This window comes from Bradyrhizobium sp. ARR65, assembly GCF_000472385.1.
GTDB lineage: Bacteria > Pseudomonadota > Alphaproteobacteria > Rhizobiales > Xanthobacteraceae > Bradyrhizobium.
The window spans coordinates 195,354-217,481 of the sequence record NZ_AWZU01000007.1; the positions used below are offsets into that span (position 1 = coordinate 195,354).

The 22,128-nt window shown below is 60.3% G+C and carries 23 protein-coding genes; 19 read left to right on the forward strand and 4 right to left on the reverse strand.

What is annotated here, in order from left to right:
* Positions 1-61: 61 nt before the first annotated feature.
* From F758_RS0111250 to F758_RS43650, 14 genes are all read left to right on the forward strand, one after another.
* Positions 62-805, forward strand: coding sequence for a (Fe-S)-binding protein (locus F758_RS0111250; protein ID WP_024507962.1), 744 nt, complete (start codon positions 62-64; stop codon positions 803-805).
* Positions 802-2,358, forward strand: a complete 1,557-nt coding sequence (locus tag F758_RS0111255) for a lactate utilization protein B (protein ID WP_024507963.1) — start codon at positions 802-804, stop codon at positions 2,356-2,358. The genes F758_RS0111250 and F758_RS0111255 overlap by 4 nt, the downstream gene beginning before the upstream one ends.
* Positions 2,355-2,951: a LutC/YkgG family protein gene (locus F758_RS0111260; protein ID WP_024507964.1), complete on the forward strand. Its 597-nt coding sequence runs from the start codon at positions 2,355-2,357 to the stop codon at positions 2,949-2,951. Before F758_RS0111255 ends, F758_RS0111260 begins: the two co-directional genes overlap by 4 nt.
* 33 nt (positions 2,952-2,984) lie before the next feature.
* Entirely contained in the window at positions 2,985-4,637 is a 1,653-nt protein-coding gene (locus tag F758_RS0111265; RefSeq protein WP_024507965.1) for an NAD-dependent malic enzyme, read from the forward strand.
* Between the two features lie 88 nt (positions 4,638-4,725).
* Positions 4,726-6,186 (forward strand): class II fumarate hydratase, encoded by a 1,461-nt coding sequence (gene fumC / locus F758_RS0111270; RefSeq protein ID WP_084305242.1) that lies wholly within the window; start codon positions 4,726-4,728, stop codon positions 6,184-6,186.
* Positions 6,187-6,242: 56 nt separating this feature from the next.
* On the forward strand, positions 6,243-6,770 hold the full coding sequence (locus F758_RS0111275) for an FUSC family protein (RefSeq protein WP_024507967.1): 528 nt from the start codon (positions 6,243-6,245) through the stop codon (positions 6,768-6,770).
* Positions 6,767-7,576, forward strand: coding sequence for a YoaK family protein (locus tag F758_RS43645; RefSeq protein ID WP_024507968.1), 810 nt, complete (start codon positions 6,767-6,769; stop codon positions 7,574-7,576). The genes F758_RS0111275 and F758_RS43645 overlap by 4 nt, the downstream gene beginning before the upstream one ends.
* Positions 7,560-9,632 carry an FUSC family protein gene (locus F758_RS0111285; protein WP_024507969.1) on the forward strand — a complete coding sequence of 691 codons (2,073 nt, stop codon included), beginning with the start codon at positions 7,560-7,562 and terminating at the stop codon, positions 9,630-9,632. Before F758_RS43645 ends, F758_RS0111285 begins: the two co-directional genes overlap by 17 nt.
* A complete protein-coding gene (locus F758_RS0111290; protein WP_024507970.1) occupies positions 9,629-9,832 on the forward strand; it encodes a DUF1656 domain-containing protein in 204 nt (67 codons plus the stop codon). The genes F758_RS0111285 and F758_RS0111290 overlap by 4 nt, the downstream gene beginning before the upstream one ends.
* Positions 9,833-9,839: 7 nt before the next feature.
* Positions 9,840-10,808 carry an efflux RND transporter periplasmic adaptor subunit gene (locus F758_RS0111295; protein WP_024507971.1) on the forward strand — a complete coding sequence of 323 codons (969 nt, stop codon included), beginning with the start codon at positions 9,840-9,842 and terminating at the stop codon, positions 10,806-10,808.
* The gene (locus F758_RS0111300) at positions 10,805-12,118 is read left to right on the forward strand and encodes a threonine/serine exporter family protein (RefSeq protein WP_024507972.1); all 1,314 of its coding nucleotides are present in this window, start codon (positions 10,805-10,807) and stop codon (positions 12,116-12,118) included. Before F758_RS0111295 ends, F758_RS0111300 begins: the two co-directional genes overlap by 4 nt.
* Positions 12,119-12,471: 353 nt before the next feature.
* The gene (locus F758_RS0111305) at positions 12,472-13,041 is read left to right on the forward strand and encodes an NADPH-dependent FMN reductase (RefSeq protein ID WP_035721629.1); all 570 of its coding nucleotides are present in this window, start codon (positions 12,472-12,474) and stop codon (positions 13,039-13,041) included.
* Positions 13,042-13,072: 31 nt separating this feature from the next.
* Positions 13,073-13,576: an NAD(P)-dependent oxidoreductase gene (locus F758_RS0111310; protein ID WP_024507974.1), complete on the forward strand. Its 504-nt coding sequence runs from the start codon at positions 13,073-13,075 to the stop codon at positions 13,574-13,576.
* 97 nt (positions 13,577-13,673) lie between these two features.
* Positions 13,674-16,103 (forward strand): PAS domain S-box protein, encoded by a 2,430-nt coding sequence (locus F758_RS43650; RefSeq protein ID WP_024507975.1) that lies wholly within the window; start codon positions 13,674-13,676, stop codon positions 16,101-16,103.
* A gap of 126 nt (positions 16,104-16,229) precedes the next feature.
* Here the strand turns inward: F758_RS43650 and F758_RS50780 are convergent, their stop codons facing one another.
* Positions 16,230-16,454: a hypothetical protein gene (locus F758_RS50780; RefSeq protein WP_198026457.1), complete on the reverse strand. Its 225-nt coding sequence runs from the start codon at positions 16,452-16,454 to the stop codon at positions 16,230-16,232.
* Between the two features lie 438 nt (positions 16,455-16,892).
* On the opposite strand from F758_RS50780, the gene F758_RS49430 reads away from it, so the two are divergent.
* From F758_RS49430 to F758_RS0111330, 3 genes are all read left to right on the forward strand, one after another.
* Positions 16,893-17,039, forward strand: coding sequence for a hypothetical protein (locus F758_RS49430; RefSeq protein ID WP_157449949.1), 147 nt, complete (start codon positions 16,893-16,895; stop codon positions 17,037-17,039).
* A gap of 38 nt (positions 17,040-17,077) precedes the next feature.
* Positions 17,078-17,380, forward strand: coding sequence for a CopM family metallochaperone (copM, locus tag F758_RS0111325; RefSeq protein ID WP_024507976.1), 303 nt, complete (start codon positions 17,078-17,080; stop codon positions 17,378-17,380).
* Between the two features lie 263 nt (positions 17,381-17,643).
* A complete protein-coding gene (locus tag F758_RS0111330) occupies positions 17,644-17,904 on the forward strand; it encodes a hypothetical protein (RefSeq protein ID WP_024507977.1) in 261 nt (86 codons plus the stop codon).
* On the opposite strand, the gene F758_RS0111335 is transcribed toward F758_RS0111330, so the two are convergent.
* Complete coding sequence (locus tag F758_RS0111335; RefSeq protein ID WP_084305254.1) at positions 17,882-18,745, reverse strand: YHS domain-containing protein; 864 nt, start codon at positions 18,743-18,745, stop codon at positions 17,882-17,884. The two genes, F758_RS0111330 and F758_RS0111335, sit on opposite strands and share 23 nt — an antisense overlap.
* Before the next feature lie 172 nt (positions 18,746-18,917).
* Positions 18,918-19,247: a hypothetical protein gene (locus F758_RS0111340; RefSeq protein WP_157449950.1), complete on the reverse strand. Its 330-nt coding sequence runs from the start codon at positions 19,245-19,247 to the stop codon at positions 18,918-18,920.
* A 322-nt stretch (positions 19,248-19,569) separates the two neighbouring features.
* Here F758_RS0111340 and F758_RS0111345 point away from each other — a divergent pair, with 322 nt between their 5' ends.
* Together F758_RS0111345 and F758_RS0111350 are read left to right on the forward strand one after the other, a co-directional pair.
* Entirely contained in the window at positions 19,570-20,130 is a 561-nt protein-coding gene (locus F758_RS0111345) for a hypothetical protein (RefSeq protein ID WP_024507980.1), read from the forward strand.
* 110 nt (positions 20,131-20,240) lie between these two features.
* Positions 20,241-21,002, forward strand: coding sequence for an SURF1 family protein (locus tag F758_RS0111350; RefSeq protein WP_024507981.1), 762 nt, complete (start codon positions 20,241-20,243; stop codon positions 21,000-21,002).
* Between the two features lie 352 nt (positions 21,003-21,354).
* Here F758_RS0111350 and F758_RS0111355 read toward each other — a convergent pair whose 3' ends face one another.
* Complete coding sequence (locus F758_RS0111355) at positions 21,355-21,564, reverse strand: hypothetical protein (RefSeq protein WP_024507982.1); 210 nt, start codon at positions 21,562-21,564, stop codon at positions 21,355-21,357.
* Positions 21,565-22,128: the final 564 nt, after the last annotated feature.

Consider the following 22,128-nt stretch of genomic DNA (forward strand, 5'->3'; position numbering starts at 1 on the left):
CGAGCACCGGCAGGACGACAAAAAGGTGAAATCCAATACGTCCGAGATAATGGAGTAATACATGCGAATTGGGCTTTTCGTACCTTGCTACATCGATGCTTTCTTTCCGCAAGTCGGCATTGCGACTCTCGAGTTGCTGGAACGCTTCGGACATGAGGTCGTGTACCCTCGTGACCAGACCTGTTGCGGACAACCGATGGCGAACAGCGGGTTCAACGCCGAATGTGCGGCTACGGAGGCGCTGTTCGTGCGCAATTTCTCCGGCTTCGACTATGTTGTAGGACCGTCCGGCAGCTGCGTTCACCACGTGCGCGATAATTTCGACGCCATCGAGCAGAGCGACGAGGTGAAGCAGGTTCGTGCCCGCACCTACGAGCTCGTCGAATTCCTGCACGACATCCTGAAGGTCGATGCGTTTCCGTGGGCCAGGTTTCCGCATCGCGTCGGCCTGCACAACAGCTGCGGCACCTTGCGCCGGCTTAAGCACGCCAAACCCTCCGAGCTGAACGAGCCGTTCTTCTCCAAGCCAATGGATCTGCTGTCAAAGGTCGACGGTATCGAATTCGTTATGCCGGCGCGACCTGACGAGTGTTGCGGCTTCGGCGGCACCTTCTCGGTGTTCGAGGAAGTCGTTTCCACCAAGATGGGATACGACAAGGTCAGCGATCATGCCCGCGCCGGCGCCGAGTACATCGTATCGGCCGACAGCTCCTGCCTGATGCATCAGCAAGGCTGCGCCGAGCGCATAGGCGTGCCGCTCAAGTTCATCCACATCGCGGAAATATTGAACGGAGCCAGTGCATGACCAGCCCTGCTGAGCAATCGTCCGGCTCTGCCGTCCTGCATCCAGAGATGGTGGCTGCCGAGGACACTCATGCCATCTACCGCGACGGCCATCGCCTCGATCACGCCGAGGGCGCCTCAAAACCATTTCGCTCGCAGCCCGAACCGCAGCCGCGCGGCGCGAAGGTCCACGGTAATCGGCCGATCAACCAGGCGGAAGCGGCTGCGCGCTTCATTGCTGCGCCCGAGCACGAAAAGATGCATGACGAGCGCCTCTGGGATCTGCGCCAGAAGCGCGACCGTGAAATGCATCACATTCCGGAATGGGAACAGCTCCGCTCGCTTGCCTCCGCCATCAAGGAGCACACGCTCACCCATCTCGATGAATACCTCGATCAATTCGAGGCCAACGCGCGGGCGAACGGCATTCATGTGCACTGGGCCCGCGACGCCGCCGAGCACAACAGGATCGTCCATGGCATCCTTAGCGACCACGGCGCGAAATCGCTGATCAAGAGCAAATCGATGCTGACCGAGGAGTGCGGCTTCCGCCATTACATGGCTTCCGTCGGGATTGAGGTGACCGAAACAGATTTGGGAGAGCGCATCCAGCAACTCGACAAGGAAGACCCGAGCCATATCGTGGTGCCGGCCGTGCACAAGCTCCGGACAGATGTGGCGAAGGTATTCGCCGACACGATCGGCACCGATCCCGACAACAACGACGTCCATTATCTCGCCGAAGCGCAGCGCGAGGCGACGCGTCCGCTGATCCTCGCCGCCGATGCTGGCATGACGGGAGGCAATTTCGTCGTCGCGGAGACTGGCACCTTCGTCGTTTGCACCAATGAGGGAAATGCCGACCTGTCGGCTAACGTCCCGAAACTGCATATCGCCTCGATCGGTATCGAGAAGATCATTCCTCGCCTGGAACATCTGGCAGTGTTTGTTCGCCTGCTGTCGCGCAGCGCGCTGGGTTCGCCGATGACGCAGTACACCTCGCACTTCCGCGGCCCGCGGGCTGGCGGCGAGATGCATGTGGTGCTGGTGGATAATGGCCGCTCCGAGCGTCTCGGCCTGGAAGAGTTTTGGACCTCGCTCAAATGCATCCGCTGCGGTGCGTGCATGAATACCTGCCCGGCCTATCGGCGCAGCGGCGGCCTGAGCTACGGCGCAACCTACTCCGGTCCGATCGGCCTCATCATCGATCCAACCTTCAACGCACGCAAGTACAGCAACTTGCCTTTCGCCTCATCGCTCAATGGCAGTTGCAGCAATGTCTGTCCGGTGAGGATCAATATTCATGAGCAGATCTACGCCTGGCGAAGGGAATTGGTGAAGCGGCATGACGTCCCGCTGGTCAAGAAAGCCGCGATGAAAGCCGCCGGCGAGTTGCTGTCCCGGCCCGTAGCCTACCGCGCTGCGATCGCGGCTGCTGATGTTGCGCTGGCGCATCTGCCGCGCTTCGTCATCTACAACGGCCTCAATGCCTGGGGAAAGCACCGCGAGGTGCCGCATCCGCCGAAGCACACCTTCCACAGCTGGTACCAGGCAAACCGCGGAGGCAAGCAATGACGAGCCGCGATGATATCCTGGCGTCGATCCGGGCCAACCTGCCGCGAGTCGACCGGCCGCTGCCGCACGTTCCCCTTTTCGACGAGAGCCCTCCCCCATCGCTTCTCTCCGCGTTCAAAAAGAGCCTGGAGCGCATGGGAGGGATATTCCTCGACCCGCCTGATACCGGCGATGTCCTCGCGCCGGTGCGCGCGAAGATCGCAAGCGCGAAAGTCGTGTGTTCGACCGTGCCGGAGATCGCCGGCAACCGCGATATCGCGAGAGTCGATGCCACGCAGGACCTTGCGGATGTGGATTTCGCGATCGTCCGCGCTACCTTTGCCGTGGCCGAAACTGGTTCCGTGCTCCTGAGCGACACGGACCTACACGTCAACGCAGTTGCGTACCTCGCCCAGCACCTGATCGTGCTGCTTGATCCCGCCGACATCGTTGTCAACCTGCATCACGCCTATCGCCGACCCGAATTCCGCGATCGGCACTATGCCAGCTTCCACACTGGTCCCTCCGCCACGGCGGACATTGAGGGCGTGCTTATCCATGGCGCGCAGGGCGTCCGCTCGCTGTCTGTTCTGCCTAGCCCCAGAACTCTCTAAACCCGACCGACTTCACCACAGGAGAAGAAGTACATGAGTGAACGCGTAAAAATTGGTGCCAAGGCTAAGGCCGTTGCGGTTCCGCAAGGCTTTGCGTTGCTAAGCGACCCTACTCGCAACAAGGGAACGGCCTTCACGCGCGAGGAGCGCAGCCTGTGGGGCCTCGAAGGTCTTCTACCGTATTCGGTCGACACCATCGACCATCAGGTCGAGCGCGTGCTGGGTCACCTGGAGGCCAAGCCGACCGATCTCGAACGATACATCTATCTTACCGGCCTGGAAGATCGAAACGAGACGCTGTTCTACCGGACCGTGATGTCCGATCCGGCGCGCTTCATACCGATCCTCTATGACCCGACTGTGGCCTATGCCTGCCTCACCTTTGGCCACATCTATCGGCGCGCCCGCGGCATGTACATTAGCCGCGACATGAAGGGCCGAATCGCCGAGGTTCTGCGCAACTGGCCGCAGCGGGACGTCCGTTTTCTCTGCGTCTCCACGGGTGGGCGCATCCTCGGTCTTGGAGACATTGGCGCTAATGGCATGGGCATTCCGATTGGAAAACTGCAGCTCTACACGGCTTGCGCAGCGGTGCCGCCGACCACCCTGCTTCCGGTGCTGCTCGACATTGGTACGACCAACGACGCGTTGCGCGCCGATCCGCTCTATCTCGGCATGCGGGAGAAGCCGCCGTCCGAGCATGAACTCGACGAGCTCGTCGACGAATTCGTGCAAGCGGTTCAGGAGGTCTTTCCAAACTGCTGCCTCCACTTCGAGGACTGGAAGGGCACCGATGCCATTAGGTTGCTCAAGCGATACCGCGACAAGGTGCTGTGCTACAACGACGACATCCAGGGCACCGCCAGCGTGACCCTCGCCGGCCTGATAACTGCGTTGCAGATCCTTGATGCGCCGTTGACCGAGCAGCGCATCCTGTTTCTCGGCGCCGGTTCCGCAGGAATCGGCATCGCCAATCTGATCGCAGCCGACATGCAGACCAAGGGCTTGTCGGAGGCTCAGGCGCGCAGCCGCATCTCCATGTTCGATATCAATGGGTTGCTGGAGCCATCGCGCACCGATCTATCGGAAGATCAGAAGGTGTATGCGCACGAGGCGGCGCCGTCCAAGGATCTCGCCGAAACGATCGAGAGGCTGAAGCCGACGATCCTGATCGGAGTCAGCACCAAGGGCGGCGCGTTCAATCAGCGCGTCGTCGAGGCGATGAGCCGGGCCAATGAGCGGCCGATCATCTTCGCGCTTTCCAATCCGACCGAAAAGGCGGAGTGCTCCGCAGAGCAGGCCTATACCTGGTCAAAGGGGAAAGCGCTGTTCGCGGCCGGGGTGCAATTCCCCAACGTGACGCTGAACGGCGAGACCTTCTACCCCGGACAGGCCAATAACTTCTATATCTTTCCGGCGGTCGGCCTCGCAACCTACGTGGCACGGCCGAAGAGGCTCACTGATGCCTGCTTCATTGCAGCGGCTCAGGCGTGCGCCGACCAGGTCGGCCCCGAGCTGCGCGCCAAGGGCATGCTGTTTCCCGACCAGTCCAGCATCCTGGAGCAGGAAGTAACTACCGCAGTCCGCGTCGCGGAGTTCATGTTCGATCAGGGCCTGGCGCAAGTCGAGCGCCCGCGCGACATCCGCGCCTGGATCGAGGGTCAGCTCTACAAGCCTCAGTACTGATCGAGAGAGAGCCGGGCAGCGAATTCAGGCCGCTCGGCTCCGAGCCATCGCGCGATCCACAAACCCCAAAATCCATCCAACGGAAACCATGTCCATGAACGAATCTACAACCTCTATCTTGCGCGATATCCCGGTCGGCATCAGCGCGACCGGCAAGCGTCACGAAACCGATTCGATGGGCGGCATCGACGTGCCGGCCGACCGCTATTGGGGCGCGCAGACGCAGCGCAGCCTTGTTCATTTCTCCATCGGCGACGACCGCATGCCAAAGCGGGTCTATCACGCCTACGGCTACGTAAAGAAGGCGGCGGCGCTGGTCAACGCAGCAGCCGGCCGTCTGCCACAAGGCAAAGCAAATGCCATCGTGCACGCCGCTGACGAGGCGATTGCCGGCAAGCTCGATGAACACTTTCCGCTCTATGTCTGGCAGACGGGATCGGGCACCCAGTCGAACATGAATGTCAACGAGGTGCTGTCGAACCGCGCGATCCAGCTACTCGGCGGCAAGATCGGCAGCAAGTCACCGATCCATCCTAACGACCATGTCAATATGGGGCAGTCGTCCAACGACAGCTTCCCGACCGCGATGCACATCGCCGCGGTGCTGGAGCTTGAGCAGCATCTGCTGCCGCATGCCGAGGCTTTGGCAGACGCCATCGAGGAAAAAGCAAAGGAATGGCGCGACGTCGTCAAGACCGGGCGGACGCATCTGCAGGATGCCGTGCCGCTGACAGTGGGACAGGAGTGGTCGGGTTACGCGCGTCAGATCCGTGACGCACTGGAGCGCATCCGTTTCTCCGAGAAGGACCTCTTCGAATTGGCAGCAGGAGGGACCGCCGTCGGCACCGGAATCAACGCCCCTCCAGGCTTCAGCGAGGAGATTGCGTCCAAAATCGCCGAGCTGACTGGCCATCCCTTCATTACTGCGCCCAACAAATTCGCGGCGCAGGGCTCGCTCGACGCGATGGTTGCCGCGATGGCGGCGATGCGCGGGCTTGCGGTTGCGTTGATGAAGGTCGCCAACGATATGCGCTGGCTCGCCTCCGGGCCGCGCTGCGGCCTGGGCGAACTCTTGTTGCCGGAGAACGAGCCGGGCTCCTCAATCATGCCGGGCAAGGTCAACCCGACCCAGTGCGAGGCGATGGTGATGGTCTGCATCGAGGTGATCGGTGAGGACAACGCGGTAGCGTTTGCCGGCAGTCAGGGCAATTTCGAGCTTAACGCGATGCGCCCGGTCATCATCAACAACTTCCTGCATTCCGCCGGCATCCTCGGCGACGCCTGCGAAAAATTCCGGCGCTTCTCGGTCGAGGGAACGCGGCTCAACCGCAAGCGCATCGACGAGACGGTTGGGCGTTCGCTGATGCTGGTGACCGCGCTCAGTCCGGTGATTGGCTACGATAAGGCCTCGGCGATCGCGCACAAGGCCAATGATGACGATCTGACCTTGAGGGAAGCTGCGCTTCAGTCCGGCTATATCGACGCGAAGCGCTTCGACGAGATCGTCGACCCCAAGAAGATGGTCGGGCATGGGCTCGCCGGAGCATAGCTCCGGTGCACATGATCGGTTCGAGACATCATCAGCTTCGCTGAGGAGCGCATGCGATGAGTAAACTAACAAGGCTGTCCTTGTGGGATGTCGTCTACGCCTTGGACATGGCCATCGCATGCGCGATCTCGTACTGGCTCATCACCCATGCCCTTCAGCCTCTGACTGACAGAGATTCCGATTTGCTGGGAGGGATGTGGGCTGTGGCCGCCACCGTGTTCGTGTTCCGCGAAACGCGCCAAGACAGCTTCACGGCCGGTGTGGCGCGTTTGATCGCCACATGTGTCAGCTTTGCGCTCTGCCTGATCTATTTGTGGTTCTTTCCGTTTACCCCGCTGGGTATGGCCGCCTTGCTCGGAATAGGAACCCTGGCGATGATGCTGTTGGACCGGCGCGGCGACATCGTAACGACCGGGATAACGACTGCTGTCGTTATGGTCGTCGCTGGAATGTCTCCCCTGAATGCATGGCATCAACCGTTGTTGCGCCTGATCGACACGGTCGTCGGAATCGCAGTCGGCGTTGCATGTAAGTGGATCGCCTCACATGTCTTTTTTAGAATCACCGGCGAGCCTGTGCGATGACGAAAGATCAACGGCAGCCCAGTGGCGCAGTTACCCCGAAGTCCCTGATCGAGCGGTCACTTGCAGCGACGCTTCTGCCAGTGGTGTTCAGTCTAACCGCCGGCAGCGTCGACATCATTGGCTTTCTCGGGCTCGGCGGCCTCTTCACCGCGCACGTCACTGGCAATCTTGTCATTTTAGCGGCGCACGTCGTCGCCAGTGACGAGGCACCATTGGCGCTCATGCTGTCGGTTCCGGTATTCATTGTCGTGCTCGCTGTGACGCGACTTCTGGCAGCAGGCCTGGAGCGAATGCACGTCGCCTCGCTCAAGCCCCTGCTCCTTCTCCAATTGCTCTTCCTTGCCGGTTTTCTCACCCTGTGCGTCGGCGGCAGTGCGCCACTCGATTTAAACTCTGCAACGGCGACCGTTGCGGGGATGTTGGGCGTCTCCGCGATGGCAGTGCAGAATGCTCTCGTGCAGATCTCGCTGAAGGGGTCGCCGTCCACCGCAGTGATGACAACAAATATCACCCGTTTCGTCATGGATCTCGGCGAGGCTCTGCTCGGGCGCAGTCGAAACGACAGGATGAACGCAGGCGGGCGCGCGAGGCGCACCGGACTAGCGATCGCCGGCTTCGTCGTAGGCTGTGGCGTCGGCGCCGGGTGTCAGGCCATCACAGGTCTATGGTCGCTGGCGCTGCCCGCCGGTCTTGCGCTGGTGGCGCTTGCCATGGCTATTGCAGCCAAGCTCGAAACGAGCTCGCAACTCGGCGTCTCCCATCGCGCAAGCGCATTAGGGACAACTTCCAATGCCGGACCTCCTTGACGAAACGAGCCTGATCGGCGCGAGGACCGCGACACGATCAGGCGCTTTGAGAAGCGCGATCAGGGCCGCCGGTCCATCATTGCTCTTTGGCGTCCGGCTGTGGGGCTCCGTCTGCCTCGCCCTTTACGTCGCGTTCTGGCTGCAACTGGACAACGCATATTGGGCCGGCACTTCCGCGGCGCTCGTGTGCCAGCCGCATCTTGGCGCATCGCTGCGCAAGGGGTGGTTTCGCATGATTGGCACCTTGGTGGGCGCGGTGGTCATCGTGGCGCTGACCGCGTGGTTCCCGCAAAGCCGCGCAGGCTTTCTTATCGGCTTGGCGTTGTGGGGTGCGGCTTGCGCGCTTGTCGCGACGCTGCTGCGCAATTTCGCGGCCTACGGCGCTGCGCTAGCCGGCTACACGGCCGCGATTATCGCCAGCGATGAGCTCGGCGCGACCGGAGGCGCGAACGGTGAGGTCTTCACTTTTGCCATCACCCGCGTCAGTGAGATCTGGATCGGCATCACGTGCGCCGGCATCGTCCTCGCCGGGACCGATTTCGGCGGCGCCCGGCGGCAGCTCGCTGGATTGCTCGCGGGCCTGTCTGCCGAGATCGCGGGCAGGTTCAGCTCGGCACTGGCACTGGCTGGATCGGCCCTGTCGGACATGCAGCCGGTTCGCCGCGAGCTCGTCCGGCAGGTCATTGCGCTCGACCCGATCATCGACCAGGTAAAGGGGGAATCCTCAGTGCTTCGCTATCATTCGCCTCTGCTGCAGGCGGCGGTCGATGGCCTCTTTGAGGCGCTGGCCGGTTGGTGCGCCGTGGTCTGGCGGCTTGTGCGCTTGCCAGATGATGCCGCTCAGCAGGAGGCCGATGCTGTGCTGCGCAACGTGCCACGGGAGCTGCGGTCGGCGGCGTCGCGGGGCTATCCGATGCCCTGGATGACCGATCCGATCGGGATGCGCGCTCTGTGTGACGATGCGGTGCGGAGGCTAATCGCCATGCCGCCCGTCACGCCCTCCCTGCGGCTGCTGGCCGACCAGACCGCCCGAGTCCTGGCCGGCTTCTCCCAGGTGCTTGATGGACTGGCTTTGCTGGTGGCCGGCCCTGCCCGTCTCGCCTCTCGTCCTGGCCGCTTCAGGCTACACGTACCCGACTGGTTACCAGCACTCGTCAGCGCCTCCCGCGCATTTGTCACCATCGGCGTCGTCGAGGTCTGTTGGATCGCAACCGAATGGCCAAACGGCGCGGTGGCCATCACCTGGGCAGCCATTTCGGTGATTGTGTTTGCGCCAAAGGCCGACGAGGCCCACGCCCAGGCGATCAACTTCACGCTGGGTACTGGCCTTGCCGCGGTTTGCGCCGCGGTCATCGCATTTGCGATATTGCCGAACGTCGCGACCTTCGCCGGCTTGAGCATCGTGTTGGCGCTCTACCTGATACCGGTGGGTGCCCTGATGGCCCAACCATGGCAGGCCTCGATGTTCGCCCCCATGGCCGGCAACTTCGTGCCTCTGCTCGGGCCCGCCAACCAGATGAGCTACGATACCGTACATTTCTACAACACTGCGCTCGCGATCGTTACGGGGTGCGGCGCCGCGGCGCTGTCGTTTCGCCTGCTGCCGCCGCTATCACCGGCGCTGCGGAGCGAGCGGCTGCTGGCGCTAACCTTGTGCGATTTGCGCCGGCTCGCGACTGCCGCTGTCGAGCGGCCGGGAGGCGATTGGGAAGGCCGCATGTACAGCCGCCTCGAGGCTTTGCCGGACCAAGCCGAGCCGTTGCAGCGCGCGCAGCTCGTCGCGGCGTTGTCGGTCGGGACCAACATCATCCAGCTTCGCCGCCTCGCACCTCGACTGGCCTTGGTCCAGGAACTCGACGCGGCGCTCGCGGCATTTGCACGAGGAGACAGCACCGCCGCAACCGCCGGGCTGAATGTGCTCGATCAGCGTCTTGCGTCTCTCAGCGTGACCGGCCCAGAGGACTCTCTTGTGCTGAGAGAGCGCGGCCGGGTCCTTGCGATCTGCGACGCCTTGGTCCGGCACGGCGCTTATTTCGACGCAGGGGCATTCACTTGAAGTTCGTCGAGATCAACCTGCTGGGCGTCTACGTTTCGCCGATCTCGGTCCTGATGGTTGTCGCGTGGCTCGTCATCATGCTCTTGCGCAGGATTGCAGTCCGAATCGGGTTGCTGGTCCACGTCTGGCATCCGGCGCTGTTCGTGTTCGCGGTGTATATCATCGTGCTGTCGTCAACTGTACTCGTCATCGCCCATTGATCTCGCCATGTCGGATGCCGAAGCCAAATTCGAGGGGAAGGATGCTGATCTTCGAGTCGTGCGCACCGTCCAGCCAAAAGCCAGCACCCCGCACAAGGTGCGGCTCAGAATCACCCCGTTCTTGATCACGCTCGTCGCAGCCGGGCTTTCTTTGGTGCTTGGTTGGGCGACGTGGAACGCGTACATGGGAGCGCCGTGGACGCGCGATGGCACGGTACGCACCTATGTCGTCACCATGGCGCCAGAGGTCGCAGGACGCATTGTTGAGCTGCCCGTTACCGACAATCAGTTCGTGCACAAGGGCGATTTGCTCCTGGTGATCGACCCGATCGATTACAGGAACGCGCTGCGGCTCGCGGAGGCCGCGGTCGCGCAGGCTCAGGCTACTGCAGATAACGCGCAGCGACAGGCGGAACGGCGTCGCAGGATGACCGATCTGGCGGAGACCGTGGAGGACAGGCAGACCTATGAGGCCAACGCTGCCGCGACCCAAGCGCAATACCAGCAGGCTCTTGTCAACCGCGAGCAAGCCAAGGTGAACCTCAATCGCACGGAGATCCACTCTCCCGTGAACGGGTGGGTCACCAACCTTTTGGCGCGGGTCGGTGACTACGTCGCGGTCGGAAAGAACGTCATCTCGGTCGTCGACGCGGATTCCTTCTGGGTGGACGCCTATTTCGAGGAAACTCAACTGGGATCCATGCACGAAGGCGATCCTGCGAAGATCAAGTTGATGGGCTACAGCCAGATCGTGCAAGGCGAGGTCGGCGGAGTGGCGCGTGGCATCAACGTCTCAAATGCGCAATCCGACGCGCAAGGTCTCGCCACGGTCAACCCGATCTTTACCTGGGTACGCCTTGCGCAGCGCGTGCCGGTGCACATCCGGATCGATCAGGTACCTGATGGCATTCGCCTGGTCGCCGGCCTGACCGCAACCGTCCAGGTCGATCCGCAATCTGGGCGCCCCGCGAAATGAGCAAGCAAATGGCGTGCGAGCAGATGGAACAGATGAAGCCGGCGGCCGTTTCGCCGGCCGATAAGTTGATGTCGCTCGCGGCGAGACTGCTGTTTGAAAATGGCCAAACCACGCGACGCACAGTGGAAGCCGTCGCGCAGATGGGAGAAACGCTGGGCCTTCGAGCCACGTTGATTCCTCGCTGGGGTGATTTGACGCTGCGAACCGACGATGACACGAGCTCTCGTTACGAGTCTTTCGCGGCCGAACCGGCTGGTGTGGACATGCACCGCGTGGCCGCTGTCATGCAGCTTGTCGATGATTTCCACGCTGGCGGAATCGATATTGGTACGGCGCAATCCGACCTCGAAGCTATCGGGCGATACCCGCCGGCCTCGACCCTGCGTTTTGCGTTAATGGCGGCGGCTGGAGCGGCGGCGCTCGGCGTGATTTTTGGGGCGGCGCATCTTCCCAGCCTCGCGCTAATCGCCTTCAGCGCCGGCCTCGGCGCAGTTCTGCGCCGGGGCCTTGCCATGATCAGCCAAAGTCCACTCGTTCAGCCGCTCTGCGCAGCAATTCTCGCCGGCATTATCGGCGCCATCGCGGTGCGTCTGGATCAGAGTTCGCTTCTGCGGCTAGTCGCGGTGTGTCCCTGCATGGTGCTTGTACCCGGCCCGCATCTTCTCAATGGCGCCATCGATCTTGCGCGACTTCGCATCGGCCTGGGGGCTGCACGCATTGCTTATGCGGGCTTGATCATCCTGATGATCTGTACCGGTCTGCTGGCCGGATTGGCGCTCGGCGGTGCGACCTTGCCCCCGGAACCGCCATCGATCCCGGTACCGGTGGTCTATGACGTCCTGGCAGCCGGTGTTGCTGTGGCCGCTTATGGCACCTTTTTCTCGATGCCTTGGCGGATGCTGCCATTTCCTATCCTGGTTGGCATGCTTGCGCATGCCGTACGCTGGACGCTGATCTCGATGGCTGGTGCGAACGTCGAGGCGGGAGCACTCGTCGCATGTCTGATTGTCGGCATCCTCGTTACGCTGATCGCCGATCGACTGCGCCTGCCCTTCGCGGCTTTCGCCTTCGCATCAGTGGTTTCTCTGATACCCGGCGTATATCTCTTTCGGATGGCCAGTGGATTTGTTAGTTTGATAACGCTTGGCGCGAAGGCGCCACCCGGTCTGCTTGCCGAAGCGGTTACGGATGGCGTGACTGCTCTGTTGATCATGCTGGCCATGGCCTTCGGGCTGATTGTCCCGAAAATGATCATCGAGCCTTTCCTTCGGGAGTCATCGAGCCTCAGCCCGTGCAAACGCAATGCGTAGCACTGTTCCAGAGTAGCGATCCTAGCTTGTGAGCGGCCGATAGGAACGATGTTTGGGAGTGCGGATGCAGCCCTTCATGCATCGCTCTCCCGGCCATGTGCGCGGACGTGAGGGGGGCGACCCGTTTGCGGACGCTGATCAGCGCAAGATCAAGCCCAACACGGCAACAACGACAAAGCTCCGTCCTCTAGAGATTGCTAGATCATTGGAGCCTGGTGTTGACCTCCTCCCGCAGCGAGGCCGCGGCGGTCCATTCGGCCCTTAATGGACTGCCGCTTCCTTTTCTTGCCGGACGCTCAGGCCGCATGCTGTGGCGATGTCCGGCTTGCTGACGCACAACCTGGAGACTGAGTATGCATGGTGTCGGAACGTCCACGCGGCTCGTCGGGCTGGCAGGTAGCTTACGCAAAGCCTCCTATTCGCGAGCAACCTTGTTGGCCCTGCGCGAACATCTTCCTGGAGCCGTAAAGCTCGAAATCTGCGATCTGCGGCTTCCTCTCTACAACGAGGACGAGGACGGAGCTGCCTCACCCCATGACGTACGGCTGTTTCGCGACACGATTGGCGCCAGCGATGGCGTTGTCATTGCGACTCCGGAATACAATCACGGTATTCCCGGTGTCCTGAAAAACGCCCTGGATTGGGCGTCACGCCCGTTTGGCAAGTCGGTCCTGATCGACAAGCCGGTCCTGGTAATATCGGTCTCTCCTGCCTTTACCGGCGGCGTGCGCGCCCAGGCACAGGTCAACGAGACGCTTCTCTCCATCCCCGCTCGCATCGTGGCGGGACCGCAGGTCGTCATTGGGGGCGTCGCCGCGAAGATAAAGGATGGGATGCTTGATCAAGCTTTCCTCGGCTTCACGTTGCAGGCTCTCGAGCGGCTGGTCGCCATATCTCGTCCCACGTCACGAGCAGTGCAGTAGGCACCACTGAACGCTCCACGGAGAGTAGAAGATGAAAGTCGGATTCATAGGGCTTGGCCACATGGGCAGCGGGATGGCTTCCTCGCTCCTGAGGGCAGGCCATCATGTGACCGTTTATAATCGTACGTCCGCCAGGGCCGACGAATTGGTGAAAGAGGGCGCGGTTGCGGCGTTGCGCATCTCTGAGACGTGTGATGCTGATGCGGTCGTCACGATGCTCGCCAACGACGCAGCAGTTGAGAGCGTCGTATATGGTCCCGAGGGACTGCTTGCGAATCTTCCTGCGGGTCGTCTACATATTTCCTCGAGCACGATCAGTGTGGCCCTTTCCGAACGCCTTACGACCGATCATGCGAGTGCCGGGCAACGCTTCGTTGCCGCTCCAGTGCTTGGGCGGCCTGATGTTGCGGCAGCAGGAGATCTATCCGTCATTGCCGGTGGCACCAAGGACGCGATTGTGGATGTGACGCCGATTTTGGACGCGATTGGCAAGAAGACGTTCGTTATTTCGGACAAGCCGGGCCATTGCCCTTGAATGCTCCCTGGGTCCTTACGGTGATTCCTTCGAAATCGAAGCACGCAACAGGGGCGAACACCAGCCGCCCCCGACCAGCGTGGCGCCATTTCGCCATATGAACCGCGACGGCACGAAGCTGAATGGCGCTGGCGAAGCCGTGTGTCCGGGTGACAAACAGCTCTTCGACGTCATCGAAACGATCCCGGCGATGGCCTGGACAACACTGCCTGACGGCTCCAACGCATTCGCGAATAGGCGGTGGGCCGAGTATACAGGCCTGTCTGCGCAGGATACCGCAGGTGCAGGTTGGCAGGTCGCAATACATCCAGAAGATGTTGAGCAATATTTGCGCAAGTGGCGTGCGTCCCTGGCCACAGGTGAGCCGTTCGAAGCTGAAGCGCGTTTCCGCTGCGCTGGCGACGGCGAATACCGTTGGTTCCTGGGGCGCGCTGACCCGCTTCGAGATGACCAGGCAAATATTCTCAGGTGGTACGGAATCCTGATGGACATTGAAGATCGCAAACGGGCGGAGGCCTTGCTGGCTGGAGAGAAACGCATTCTCGAGATGGTGGCCAAAGGCGATTCGCTTCCTTGCATCCTCGACTCCCTCTGTCGACTGGTGGAAGATCACACAAAGAATGCGCTCACTGCGATCCTCTTGGTCGAGGACGGCCGTCTGTGGCATGTCGGCAAGCCGAGCCTTCCTAAAGACTATGTCGAAGCCGTCGATGCTATCATCTCGGTCCAACCCACCGTCGGCTCATGCGGACCTTCGGCGTATTTCGCCAGACAGGTCATTGTTCCCGATATCATGAGCGACCCTTTGTTTGACGGCCTTCGCGACCTCGCATTGTCGCTTTATCGCGCCGTCTGGTCGACTCCCATCATCTCCTCCGAAGGCAAGGTGATCGGGACCTTCGCGATGTATTACCGCGAGCCCCGCAGCCCAACCCCGCGTGATCAGGAGATCATAGAACAGGTCACGCATCTGGCGGGGGTTGCGATTCAACGTGCCCATTTGGACCGCGATCTCAGGGAACGCGAAGCCAAAATCCGGCGCCTGGTCGACGCCAATATCATCGGCATCTTCATCTGGGAGGTCGAAGGCGGAATTCTTGAAGCCAATGACGCGTTTCTCCGCATCGTGGGATATGACCGCGAAGATCTCGCCGCGGGCCGATTGCGTTGGACGGAATTGGCGCCGCCAGATTGGTTCGAAAGCGATGAGCTCCGGCCGCCGGAGTGCACGTCGACACGGCGCTGGCACCCCTTCGAGAAGGACTTTTTTAGGAAGGACGGCAGTCGTGTGCCGGTCCTGATTGGCTTGGCGGATTTCGAGGAAAGCGGACGCCAAGGTGTCGCTTTCGTGCTCGATTTGAGCGAGCGCAAACGGGCCGAGGATGAGCTGCGCGCGAGCGAAGAGCTTAAGCGGAGGATCATCGAGAGCAGCAGGGACTGCATCAAGGTGCTGGACCTGGATGGAAACCTGCTGTTCATGAGCAGCGGCGGTCAGCAGTTGCTCGAAATAGACGATATCCAGCCTTACCTGCGTTCGTGCTGGATCGACTTCTGGCAGCCGGAAGACCGCCCAAAGATACGCCAAGCGCTCGCTACGGCACGGGCTGGAGGAATTGGGAGATTTCGGGCGTTCTGTCCATCAGCAAAGGGAACTCCGCGCTGGTGGGAGGTGATAACGACTCCCATTTGCAATGCGGACGGCCGGCCGGAACAACTGCTTTCAGTGTCACGCGACATCACTGAGCGCGAGCGAGCCGAAGCTGAAGCGCAAAAGAGCGAACGGCGATATCGCGAAGTGCAGATGGAGCTGGCGCATGCGAACCGCGTTGCGGCAATGGGGCAGCTAACGGCCTCGATCGCCCATGAAGTGAAGCAACCGATCGCCGCGACGATGACCAATGCACGAGCCGCTTTGCACTTTATTGACGGCCCGACGGCGGCCCTGGATGAGGTGCGACAGATACTCAATGACATCGTGAAAGATGGAGATCGAGCAAGCGAGGTCCTCAACCGCATCCGTGATCTTATCAAGAAAACGCCACCGCGGCGCGATCGCTTGGAAATTAACGAAGCGATCCGCGAAGTGATGGAGCTTACGCGCGGAGCAGCGCTAAAGAACAGCGTCTCTGTTCATGTCGAACTCGCGGACGGCTTACCGCTTGTTCAAGCTGATAGGGTACAACTGCAACAAGTCGTCCTGAATTTGATCATCAACGCGATCGAAGCCATGAGCGACCTCGGTGAGGAGGCGCGAGACTTAATAATCGGTAGCGGCACAATTGAGACGGGGGAGGTCCTCGTTACGGTGCGAGACTCGGGTCCGGTACTGGCGCCTGAGACTCTCGATCGCGTCTTCGAATCTTTCTATACGACCAAGCCCAACGGCATGGGCTTGGGACTGTCGATTTCGCGTTCGATTGTGGAAGCTCATGGCGGACGCTTGTGGGCGAGCATGAACCATCCCCAGGGCGCCGTCTTTCAGTTTACTGTGCCGGCGGTGGAACGCATATTGAAGCCCTCCGTGTGACACGAGGCCCGCAAACGTACTTGCAACTGAAAGACGATCCGCCAGCCTCCGCCGCGTTGGGACACTTCCCAGATCAGACTCGGCTCTGATTGCCTCAAGGCGTTGCTTTTTTGGGAGTGAGGACAATTATGTTGATGCCAATCTCGCTGAATGGGTGCGCCCAAGCCACTTTTCATCGCGGGTCGGCAATAACCCGCGCTCATAAGCAAGCTCGTATGCGTAAGCGGCGGTTAGTCCGTTGCTCATCGCAAGTTCAGTCCCTTTGATGGGATTGCCTAGATAAGCATGCAGGATTTGCTCGCAAATTTCTTTGGTAACCCTGTTGCGGCTATTCCATCTTCCAGTTCTCATTTGACGCCTCCTATTCGCGATTGGGAGCGAGACTAAGTCGATGGACGCTGGCCATTCAATTGTACGGACGTAAGTGCTCTCTATCGAAAGGAATCGATGGCTTAATACAAGAGTTTCGTTTTCTTCCTCCGGGCTCAGAGATCCGCATCCTAAGATGTAATCCTCGCCGCATTTCGATGTTCGTTTTTATGCAGCCAGAGTCAGAAACGGACGTTGCGCACTCAATGACGGCGGCCAAACATCACGAATAGGGCAAAGGCGAAGCTGCACGCCGCAATATCAATAGAGCCAATCATCGGGACTGGATCTAGTTGCGTTGGCATTGGCGAGACTTTCGCGGCTCCTCTACCTGCGCCTGTCTACAATTCGGATGGGGCATTTCGGAGCGCGTCGGGCTCACCGCGATGCCCATTTCAGCACTGATACCGGAGGAATTCCATGTCGACCCGTATTTTGATCCTTGCTGCTGCAGCTGCGGCCGCCCTCGCCTGCGGCGCGGCGGCCCAGCAGAAGCAGACGCTGCCGAGGGGTGATGGCAGGGCGATGCCGATAGCAGCGGACAGCCTGCCCAAGGAGTGCCGATAATTGCACACCGGAGCGAGCAGGGCCTGGACATTCAAAGTATGCCGCAGGAAGGCCAAGGCATGGCCAATCTGAGCGAGGCTCAGAACGGCTATCGTCAATCGATGGTGAAGATGCGAGGACCGATGCGGATGGGCATCATGGCGAACAGTCCTGATGTCGGGTTCATCTGCGGAATGATCCCTCACCACCAGGGCGCCGTCGATATGGCCGAGGTCGTCCTGCAGACCGGGCATAACCCTGAAGTTAAAAGATTCGCGGAGCAAGTGATCAGAGAACAGGGACAGCAGATCAGCTGGATGAAGGATTGGCTCAAGAAATACGCCGGAAAGGGAGAGGACTAACTCACAAGAGCCAAATGAAGCACATCACATCATGGTGTGCGCCCGCGTGGCAGCAAGTTGTGCCCTGGAGATCCCAGAGTGCGGAAGCAGCAACGGAACATCATTGGCGGCAAACTCGAGCAAGCTCCTTTTCGAGCCGAAAGGTAAGTTGGATCGTTCGAGTAGTTCTGCGTCACCACGCCTATCACGAGTCCCGAATTGACGTCGTCATAGGCACGGCGGCCAGACTCGGTGTCTCAGTTGCGTCAAAAGCGGACATATCAATGCGCACCAATCGACCATCAGGGCTGATTAATACGTCTGTGCTTCTTCAGCTCGCCACCCACGCTGCCATGGGCGTTGCTTTGGGTCTTGCCTTCTCATTGATCTTAATCATTACCCCGGTCTTCGGCGTGAGAGCACTTATCGCCATGGGGTCAAACCCAAACGACACCACGCTTACATTCGTCGGCACTTGTGCGCTGATGTTTGGCGTGGGCGCGACTTTGACCGCCATTGCGTTCAGAGTGGCGGAGCAGAGCTGAACACAACGAGCACTCTTGGCATGGCTAGCTCAGATCCTGCGGAGAGCCATGGCAGCCTCCTGGTGCTCGCTCTGTTGGCGCTCCCTGCTGGCGCGGCGGCGGGGCTCGTGAACGTCCCGGGAAAGACGCCGAGCACGACAGTTGCTAAGACGCTGTAGACCCACGCGACCCCGGTGCCCATCGCGATCAGCGTGAACATGTTCAGATTTCGGGTCACGATCGATTGCCAGCCGCGCACGAAGAACGGCCAGCCCGCCCAAAGCACGACCGGACTCGCGAGCACCAACTGGATCCAGTTCGTGAGCGATTGATCTAACCAGCCGTGGCCGCCGATGAGATGACCGCTCAACTCCAGGATCACGACAGGAACGGCGAGCACGAGCCCCATCCAGAAACGGCGGGTCATGTCGATCAGCTCGGGGTTGGGCTCCGTCTCTGCAGTTGCAAGTTCTGGTTCGAGCGCCATGCCGCAGATCGGGCAATTGCCAGGCCCGACCTGTCTGACCTGCGGATGCATCGGGCAAGTATAGATCGTGCCCTCGGGGACCTCGACGCGCGGGGCTTCCGGCACCTTGCCCTGGACGTACCTTGCCGGATCTTCGGCAAATTTTGTCCTGCAACCGTCCGAACAGAAGTAAGCAATCCTGCCATCTCGCTCGGTCTTGTGGCGTGCCGTGGTTAGGTCGACGGTCATTCCACACACAGGGTCTATCGCTGTGACGGCAGGCTGGTCTTGATGATGCGCGTGGACGAGCCGGGAACGTACATGCGGAGCGGAATGCGAGTGCCCGTAGCAGTTCGTGCTGGTGTTACCGGAACTAGGCCTGTCCTGCACCGCCATTTGCGAATCCATCTCTTGGAAGGAAAGCAGGCGAGAGCTCTGCGGCCCGAAGGCCGAAGAGCTATGCGCGTACTCTCAGCTCGTAGCAGGGGATTTGCCGTTCTCCCGCACTAGATATGCGCTGGTCCAAGTCGTTCGCCTTGCATGCGGCATTGCTCGGGTTGAACGAAGTCTACGGTTTTGAAGCTTGGCGCGCCGGGCCTGTCGTTTGATCGACCTCGGTAATGGCCGTTACTGAATCCGGATTGACGACCATCATCACAGGATTTCCATCCTGGTCTTTCGCACGTACCAAAAACGAGCTCGGCATGACTTGAATGTTCGTGAAGCCGGCTGCCTGCAGATTCTTCTGGATGTTGGTTCCGATCGGCGCCTGATTCTGAATCGAGCTCTGCTGAGAGTCCGAACCGGAGGGCGGTGTGCTAGCCGAGCTAGCGCTCTGTGCGGAGGCTGCGGAAGCAGTGATCAATGTGGCTGCGACAATTACAAAAGAAGTTCGCATGTCTCTTGCTCCTTTCATGCGCCCCAGGAGGTCAAGTAGGTAGACAGCGCGGAGCTACAAGTTTGCGAATCCCCTTTGACGCAAACGCTCTTAAGTCATCGCAATTTTCGACTGGTGTCGCTGACCGCTCGCTCGGCCTGCTCTTTGGCTTCTCCTGCTCCACGTTGGGAATCTGTTCATCCGCGGCCTGAGATCGAACCTTTGTTTCGAGCCCTTATACAAGGATGCCACGCGAACAACCACCTGGATGATTCAGCTTCTCGCTTTCGTTCCATAAGCTTCTTCCACCGCGACGGACTCCACGGATCGGAAGGAGAAACAAATGCCACAGAACGACGCCATTATCGCCGTCTTCACCGATCATCCGGGCGCCGAGACCGGCATAAGGAAATTGGCCGAGGCCGGCTTCGATATGAAGAAACTCACTCTAGTCGGCAAGGGCTATCATAGCGAAGAAAAGGTGGTTAGATTCTATAACACAGGCGATCGGGTCAAGTTCTGGGGCAAGTACGGCGCATTCTGGGGCGGTTTGTGGGGGTTGCTCTTTGGGGGCATCTTCGTGACCGTCACCGGGGTGGGGCCTGTCGTAGTCCTTGGATACCTGGCCGCGGTGATCGTCTCCGCCATCGAAAGCGCGGTGCTAGTCGGAGGTCTGAGCGCGTTGGGGGCGGCGCTTTACAGCATCGGAATCCCGAAAGACAGCGTGCTCGACTACGAGACAGCCCTGAAGGCCGACGGATTTCTGGTTATGGCGCATGGCACGGCCGAAGAAATGGCCCGGGCGAAAGCCATCCTCGACAGAAGCAATCCCTCGCGTCTCGACGTACACGAAGGCTTGCCAGAGGCGCCGCCCGCCGGTGATTCCGTGCATCCGGCTGCATGACACAGCTTGACTTCGGCATTTCGCGGAGACTTGGCGGACCGGATCAAGCGATCTCGTCCGATGTTCCCCGAGGGCGGGCGATTGGAGTGCAAGAGACTTGGAGCCCTACGATGACTGACACCGTCAGACAACACGGTAGCAGGCGCGTCGCCATGTTGACGATAGCGATGGCGGCGCTGTTTATGGGCTTGGGCATCTGGCAACTGCAGCGTCGGATCGAGGAGCGCACGCTCGTTGAGGCGCTGGGTGAACGTCTTCGCACGGCGTCCGTACCTTTGCCCGATCCGTCGCAGTGGCACTCCCTGAGCGCAGCGAGCGACGAATTCCGGCGCGTCAACTTTAGCACAACCTATGAACCCCGCCTGGATGCAATGGTCTACAGTTCCGCCTCCCCCGAGCGCACCGATATTTCAGGTCCGGGCACGTGGGCGTTCATTCCCGGGCGACTGCCGACTGGCGAAATCGTAGCGATCAACGCGGGATTCGTGCCAAACGCGAGGCTGGACCGAGACCAACAGGATCCCGCGATGGCCCAGCTCATCACATACAAGCCCGTCGTGATGACCGGCTACATTCGCTTCCCTGAACCGGCTGGTGCGCTTACGCCTAACCTGGAGAATGACAAGCGGCTGTGGTTCAGCCGCGATCATCTCGCGATGGCGCAGGCCCTCGGATGGGGTGAAGTCGCGCCGTTCTATATCGATCTGGAGACGCCGGTGCCGGCGAGTGGCGTTCCGAAACCCGGACCGCTTCACGTGTATTTCGTCGACCATCACCTGCAATATGCGATCATCTGGTTTTCCTTAACATTCCTAGCCCTGACAGCACTTGCGGTCTCGCTGCGCGACTGGCTGCTGCGCCGGCCTCTATAGGACTCCACAGTACCGATTGCCCAAAATGAGGCGTCCAGCTGCTCCGCCTCAATCTGACTATTTGGAGCGATCCCAGCGAGCGCTCTGTCGCGCCAATGCAAACTGGCAGAGCCATGTTCCCGGGACCAAGACAACGGCTTTCTGGATGACCTTCCGCAAGGCCCCCGAGCCTTACACTGAAGCTCTCTTGTGTCTTCGATCAGAACGACCGGGTCGGAATCTTGGCAAGGGGCCAGATCGTAGCAAGGGACTTGGTCGATTGACAGGCCTTGGTGGCGTTCGAAGGGACCCGGCCAGTAGTCCCGCCATTGCGATTAAGTAATTCAAAGCGTCAGGAAAAGCTGCATTACATCTAAGCTGCGCTGCCATCCTGTTTCCCAACCACGCATCGCCACGCGGCCAGGCGCTCAGCCGGATGCTGCTTCATCCACTCGGCGAGCTGCGGCGCCCCCATCAGGCAGGACTGCATCGAAACGTCAGCGAAATCCGAGGTAGTGACGGTCTGCTCATGGCAATTTTCTGGAGAGGAGAGACTGCAGAGCACGGCGATGATTTTGATCACGACTGGAGAACCCCTTCGCTGTGATTGGCGCTACTGACCATGGGTGCCTTGTCCTGCTGCTCGCTTACTGGATCAGTCGGCCGGAAGATGCTGTCGAAGCGATAGAAGCTCGCGACTAGGCCGGCCGTCCCAACGATACCAGGCATTTTCTTACGTGGTGCCCTATGAACCTGCCCATCAGGTCACGTACGCCACGCGCGTTCAACGCTACCAGACGACCGCGCAGATTCCTTTTGCGCATCAGCATGCGAAGCTTTCTCCGCTCGGCGCTGATAGTCGTCGGCAAGGGCCTTAAGCTGACCCGCAATCACTGAGTCAGTCATGGTTTGGGCAGCGCGGAGCAAGGTCGGTGCCGTCTCCAAATATTCCTTGCCTCGTGGTGAGATCTGGACCGTCATAGCGCCCCCGTGCGGTTCTCGGTCAGCCGATCGAACGCGATTTCGAACCAGCCCGCCCAATTGCGGTCACTTTCCCTGCGAGCCGTGAAGCAATCGACGCACTTCTTGGAACAGAGCGGGGTTCGCCACGAGTAGTGCCGGACGAGACCAAACTTGCCATGACAAA

Coding starts and splice junctions, on each gene's coding strand:
- F758_RS0111250 (WP_024507962.1), top strand. CDS start 62: ATGCGAATTGGGCTTTTCGTACCTTGCTACATCGATGCTTTCTTTCCG.
- F758_RS0111255 (WP_024507963.1), top strand. CDS start 802: ATGACCAGCCCTGCTGAGCAATCGTCCGGCTCTGCCGTCCTGCATCCA.
- F758_RS0111260 (WP_024507964.1), top strand. CDS start 2,355: ATGACGAGCCGCGATGATATCCTGGCGTCGATCCGGGCCAACCTGCCG.
- F758_RS0111265 (WP_024507965.1), top strand. CDS start 2,985: ATGAGTGAACGCGTAAAAATTGGTGCCAAGGCTAAGGCCGTTGCGGTT.
- fumC (WP_084305242.1), top strand. CDS start 4,726: ATGTCCATGAACGAATCTACAACCTCTATCTTGCGCGATATCCCGGTC.
- F758_RS0111275 (WP_024507967.1), top strand. CDS start 6,243: ATGAGTAAACTAACAAGGCTGTCCTTGTGGGATGTCGTCTACGCCTTG.
- F758_RS43645 (WP_024507968.1), top strand. CDS start 6,767: ATGACGAAAGATCAACGGCAGCCCAGTGGCGCAGTTACCCCGAAGTCC.
- F758_RS0111285 (WP_024507969.1), top strand. CDS start 7,560: ATGCCGGACCTCCTTGACGAAACGAGCCTGATCGGCGCGAGGACCGCG.
- F758_RS0111295 (WP_024507971.1), top strand. CDS start 9,840: ATGTCGGATGCCGAAGCCAAATTCGAGGGGAAGGATGCTGATCTTCGA.
- F758_RS0111300 (WP_024507972.1), top strand. CDS start 10,805: ATGAGCAAGCAAATGGCGTGCGAGCAGATGGAACAGATGAAGCCGGCG.
- F758_RS0111305 (WP_035721629.1), top strand. CDS start 12,472: ATGCATGGTGTCGGAACGTCCACGCGGCTCGTCGGGCTGGCAGGTAGC.
- F758_RS0111310 (WP_024507974.1), top strand. CDS start 13,073: ATGAAAGTCGGATTCATAGGGCTTGGCCACATGGGCAGCGGGATGGCT.
- F758_RS43650 (WP_024507975.1), top strand. CDS start 13,674: ATGAACCGCGACGGCACGAAGCTGAATGGCGCTGGCGAAGCCGTGTGT.
- F758_RS50780 (WP_198026457.1), bottom strand. CDS start 16,454: ATGAGAACTGGAAGATGGAATAGCCGCAACAGGGTTACCAAAGAAATT.
- F758_RS49430 (WP_157449949.1), top strand. CDS start 16,893: ATGTCGACCCGTATTTTGATCCTTGCTGCTGCAGCTGCGGCCGCCCTC.
- copM (WP_024507976.1), top strand. CDS start 17,078: ATGCCGCAGGAAGGCCAAGGCATGGCCAATCTGAGCGAGGCTCAGAAC.
- F758_RS0111330 (WP_024507977.1), top strand. CDS start 17,644: ATGCGCACCAATCGACCATCAGGGCTGATTAATACGTCTGTGCTTCTT.
- F758_RS0111335 (WP_084305254.1), bottom strand. CDS start 18,745: ATGGCGGTGCAGGACAGGCCTAGTTCCGGTAACACCAGCACGAACTGC.
- F758_RS0111340 (WP_157449950.1), bottom strand. CDS start 19,247: ATGCGAACTTCTTTTGTAATTGTCGCAGCCACATTGATCACTGCTTCC.
- F758_RS0111345 (WP_024507980.1), top strand. CDS start 19,570: ATGCCACAGAACGACGCCATTATCGCCGTCTTCACCGATCATCCGGGC.
- F758_RS0111350 (WP_024507981.1), top strand. CDS start 20,241: ATGACTGACACCGTCAGACAACACGGTAGCAGGCGCGTCGCCATGTTG.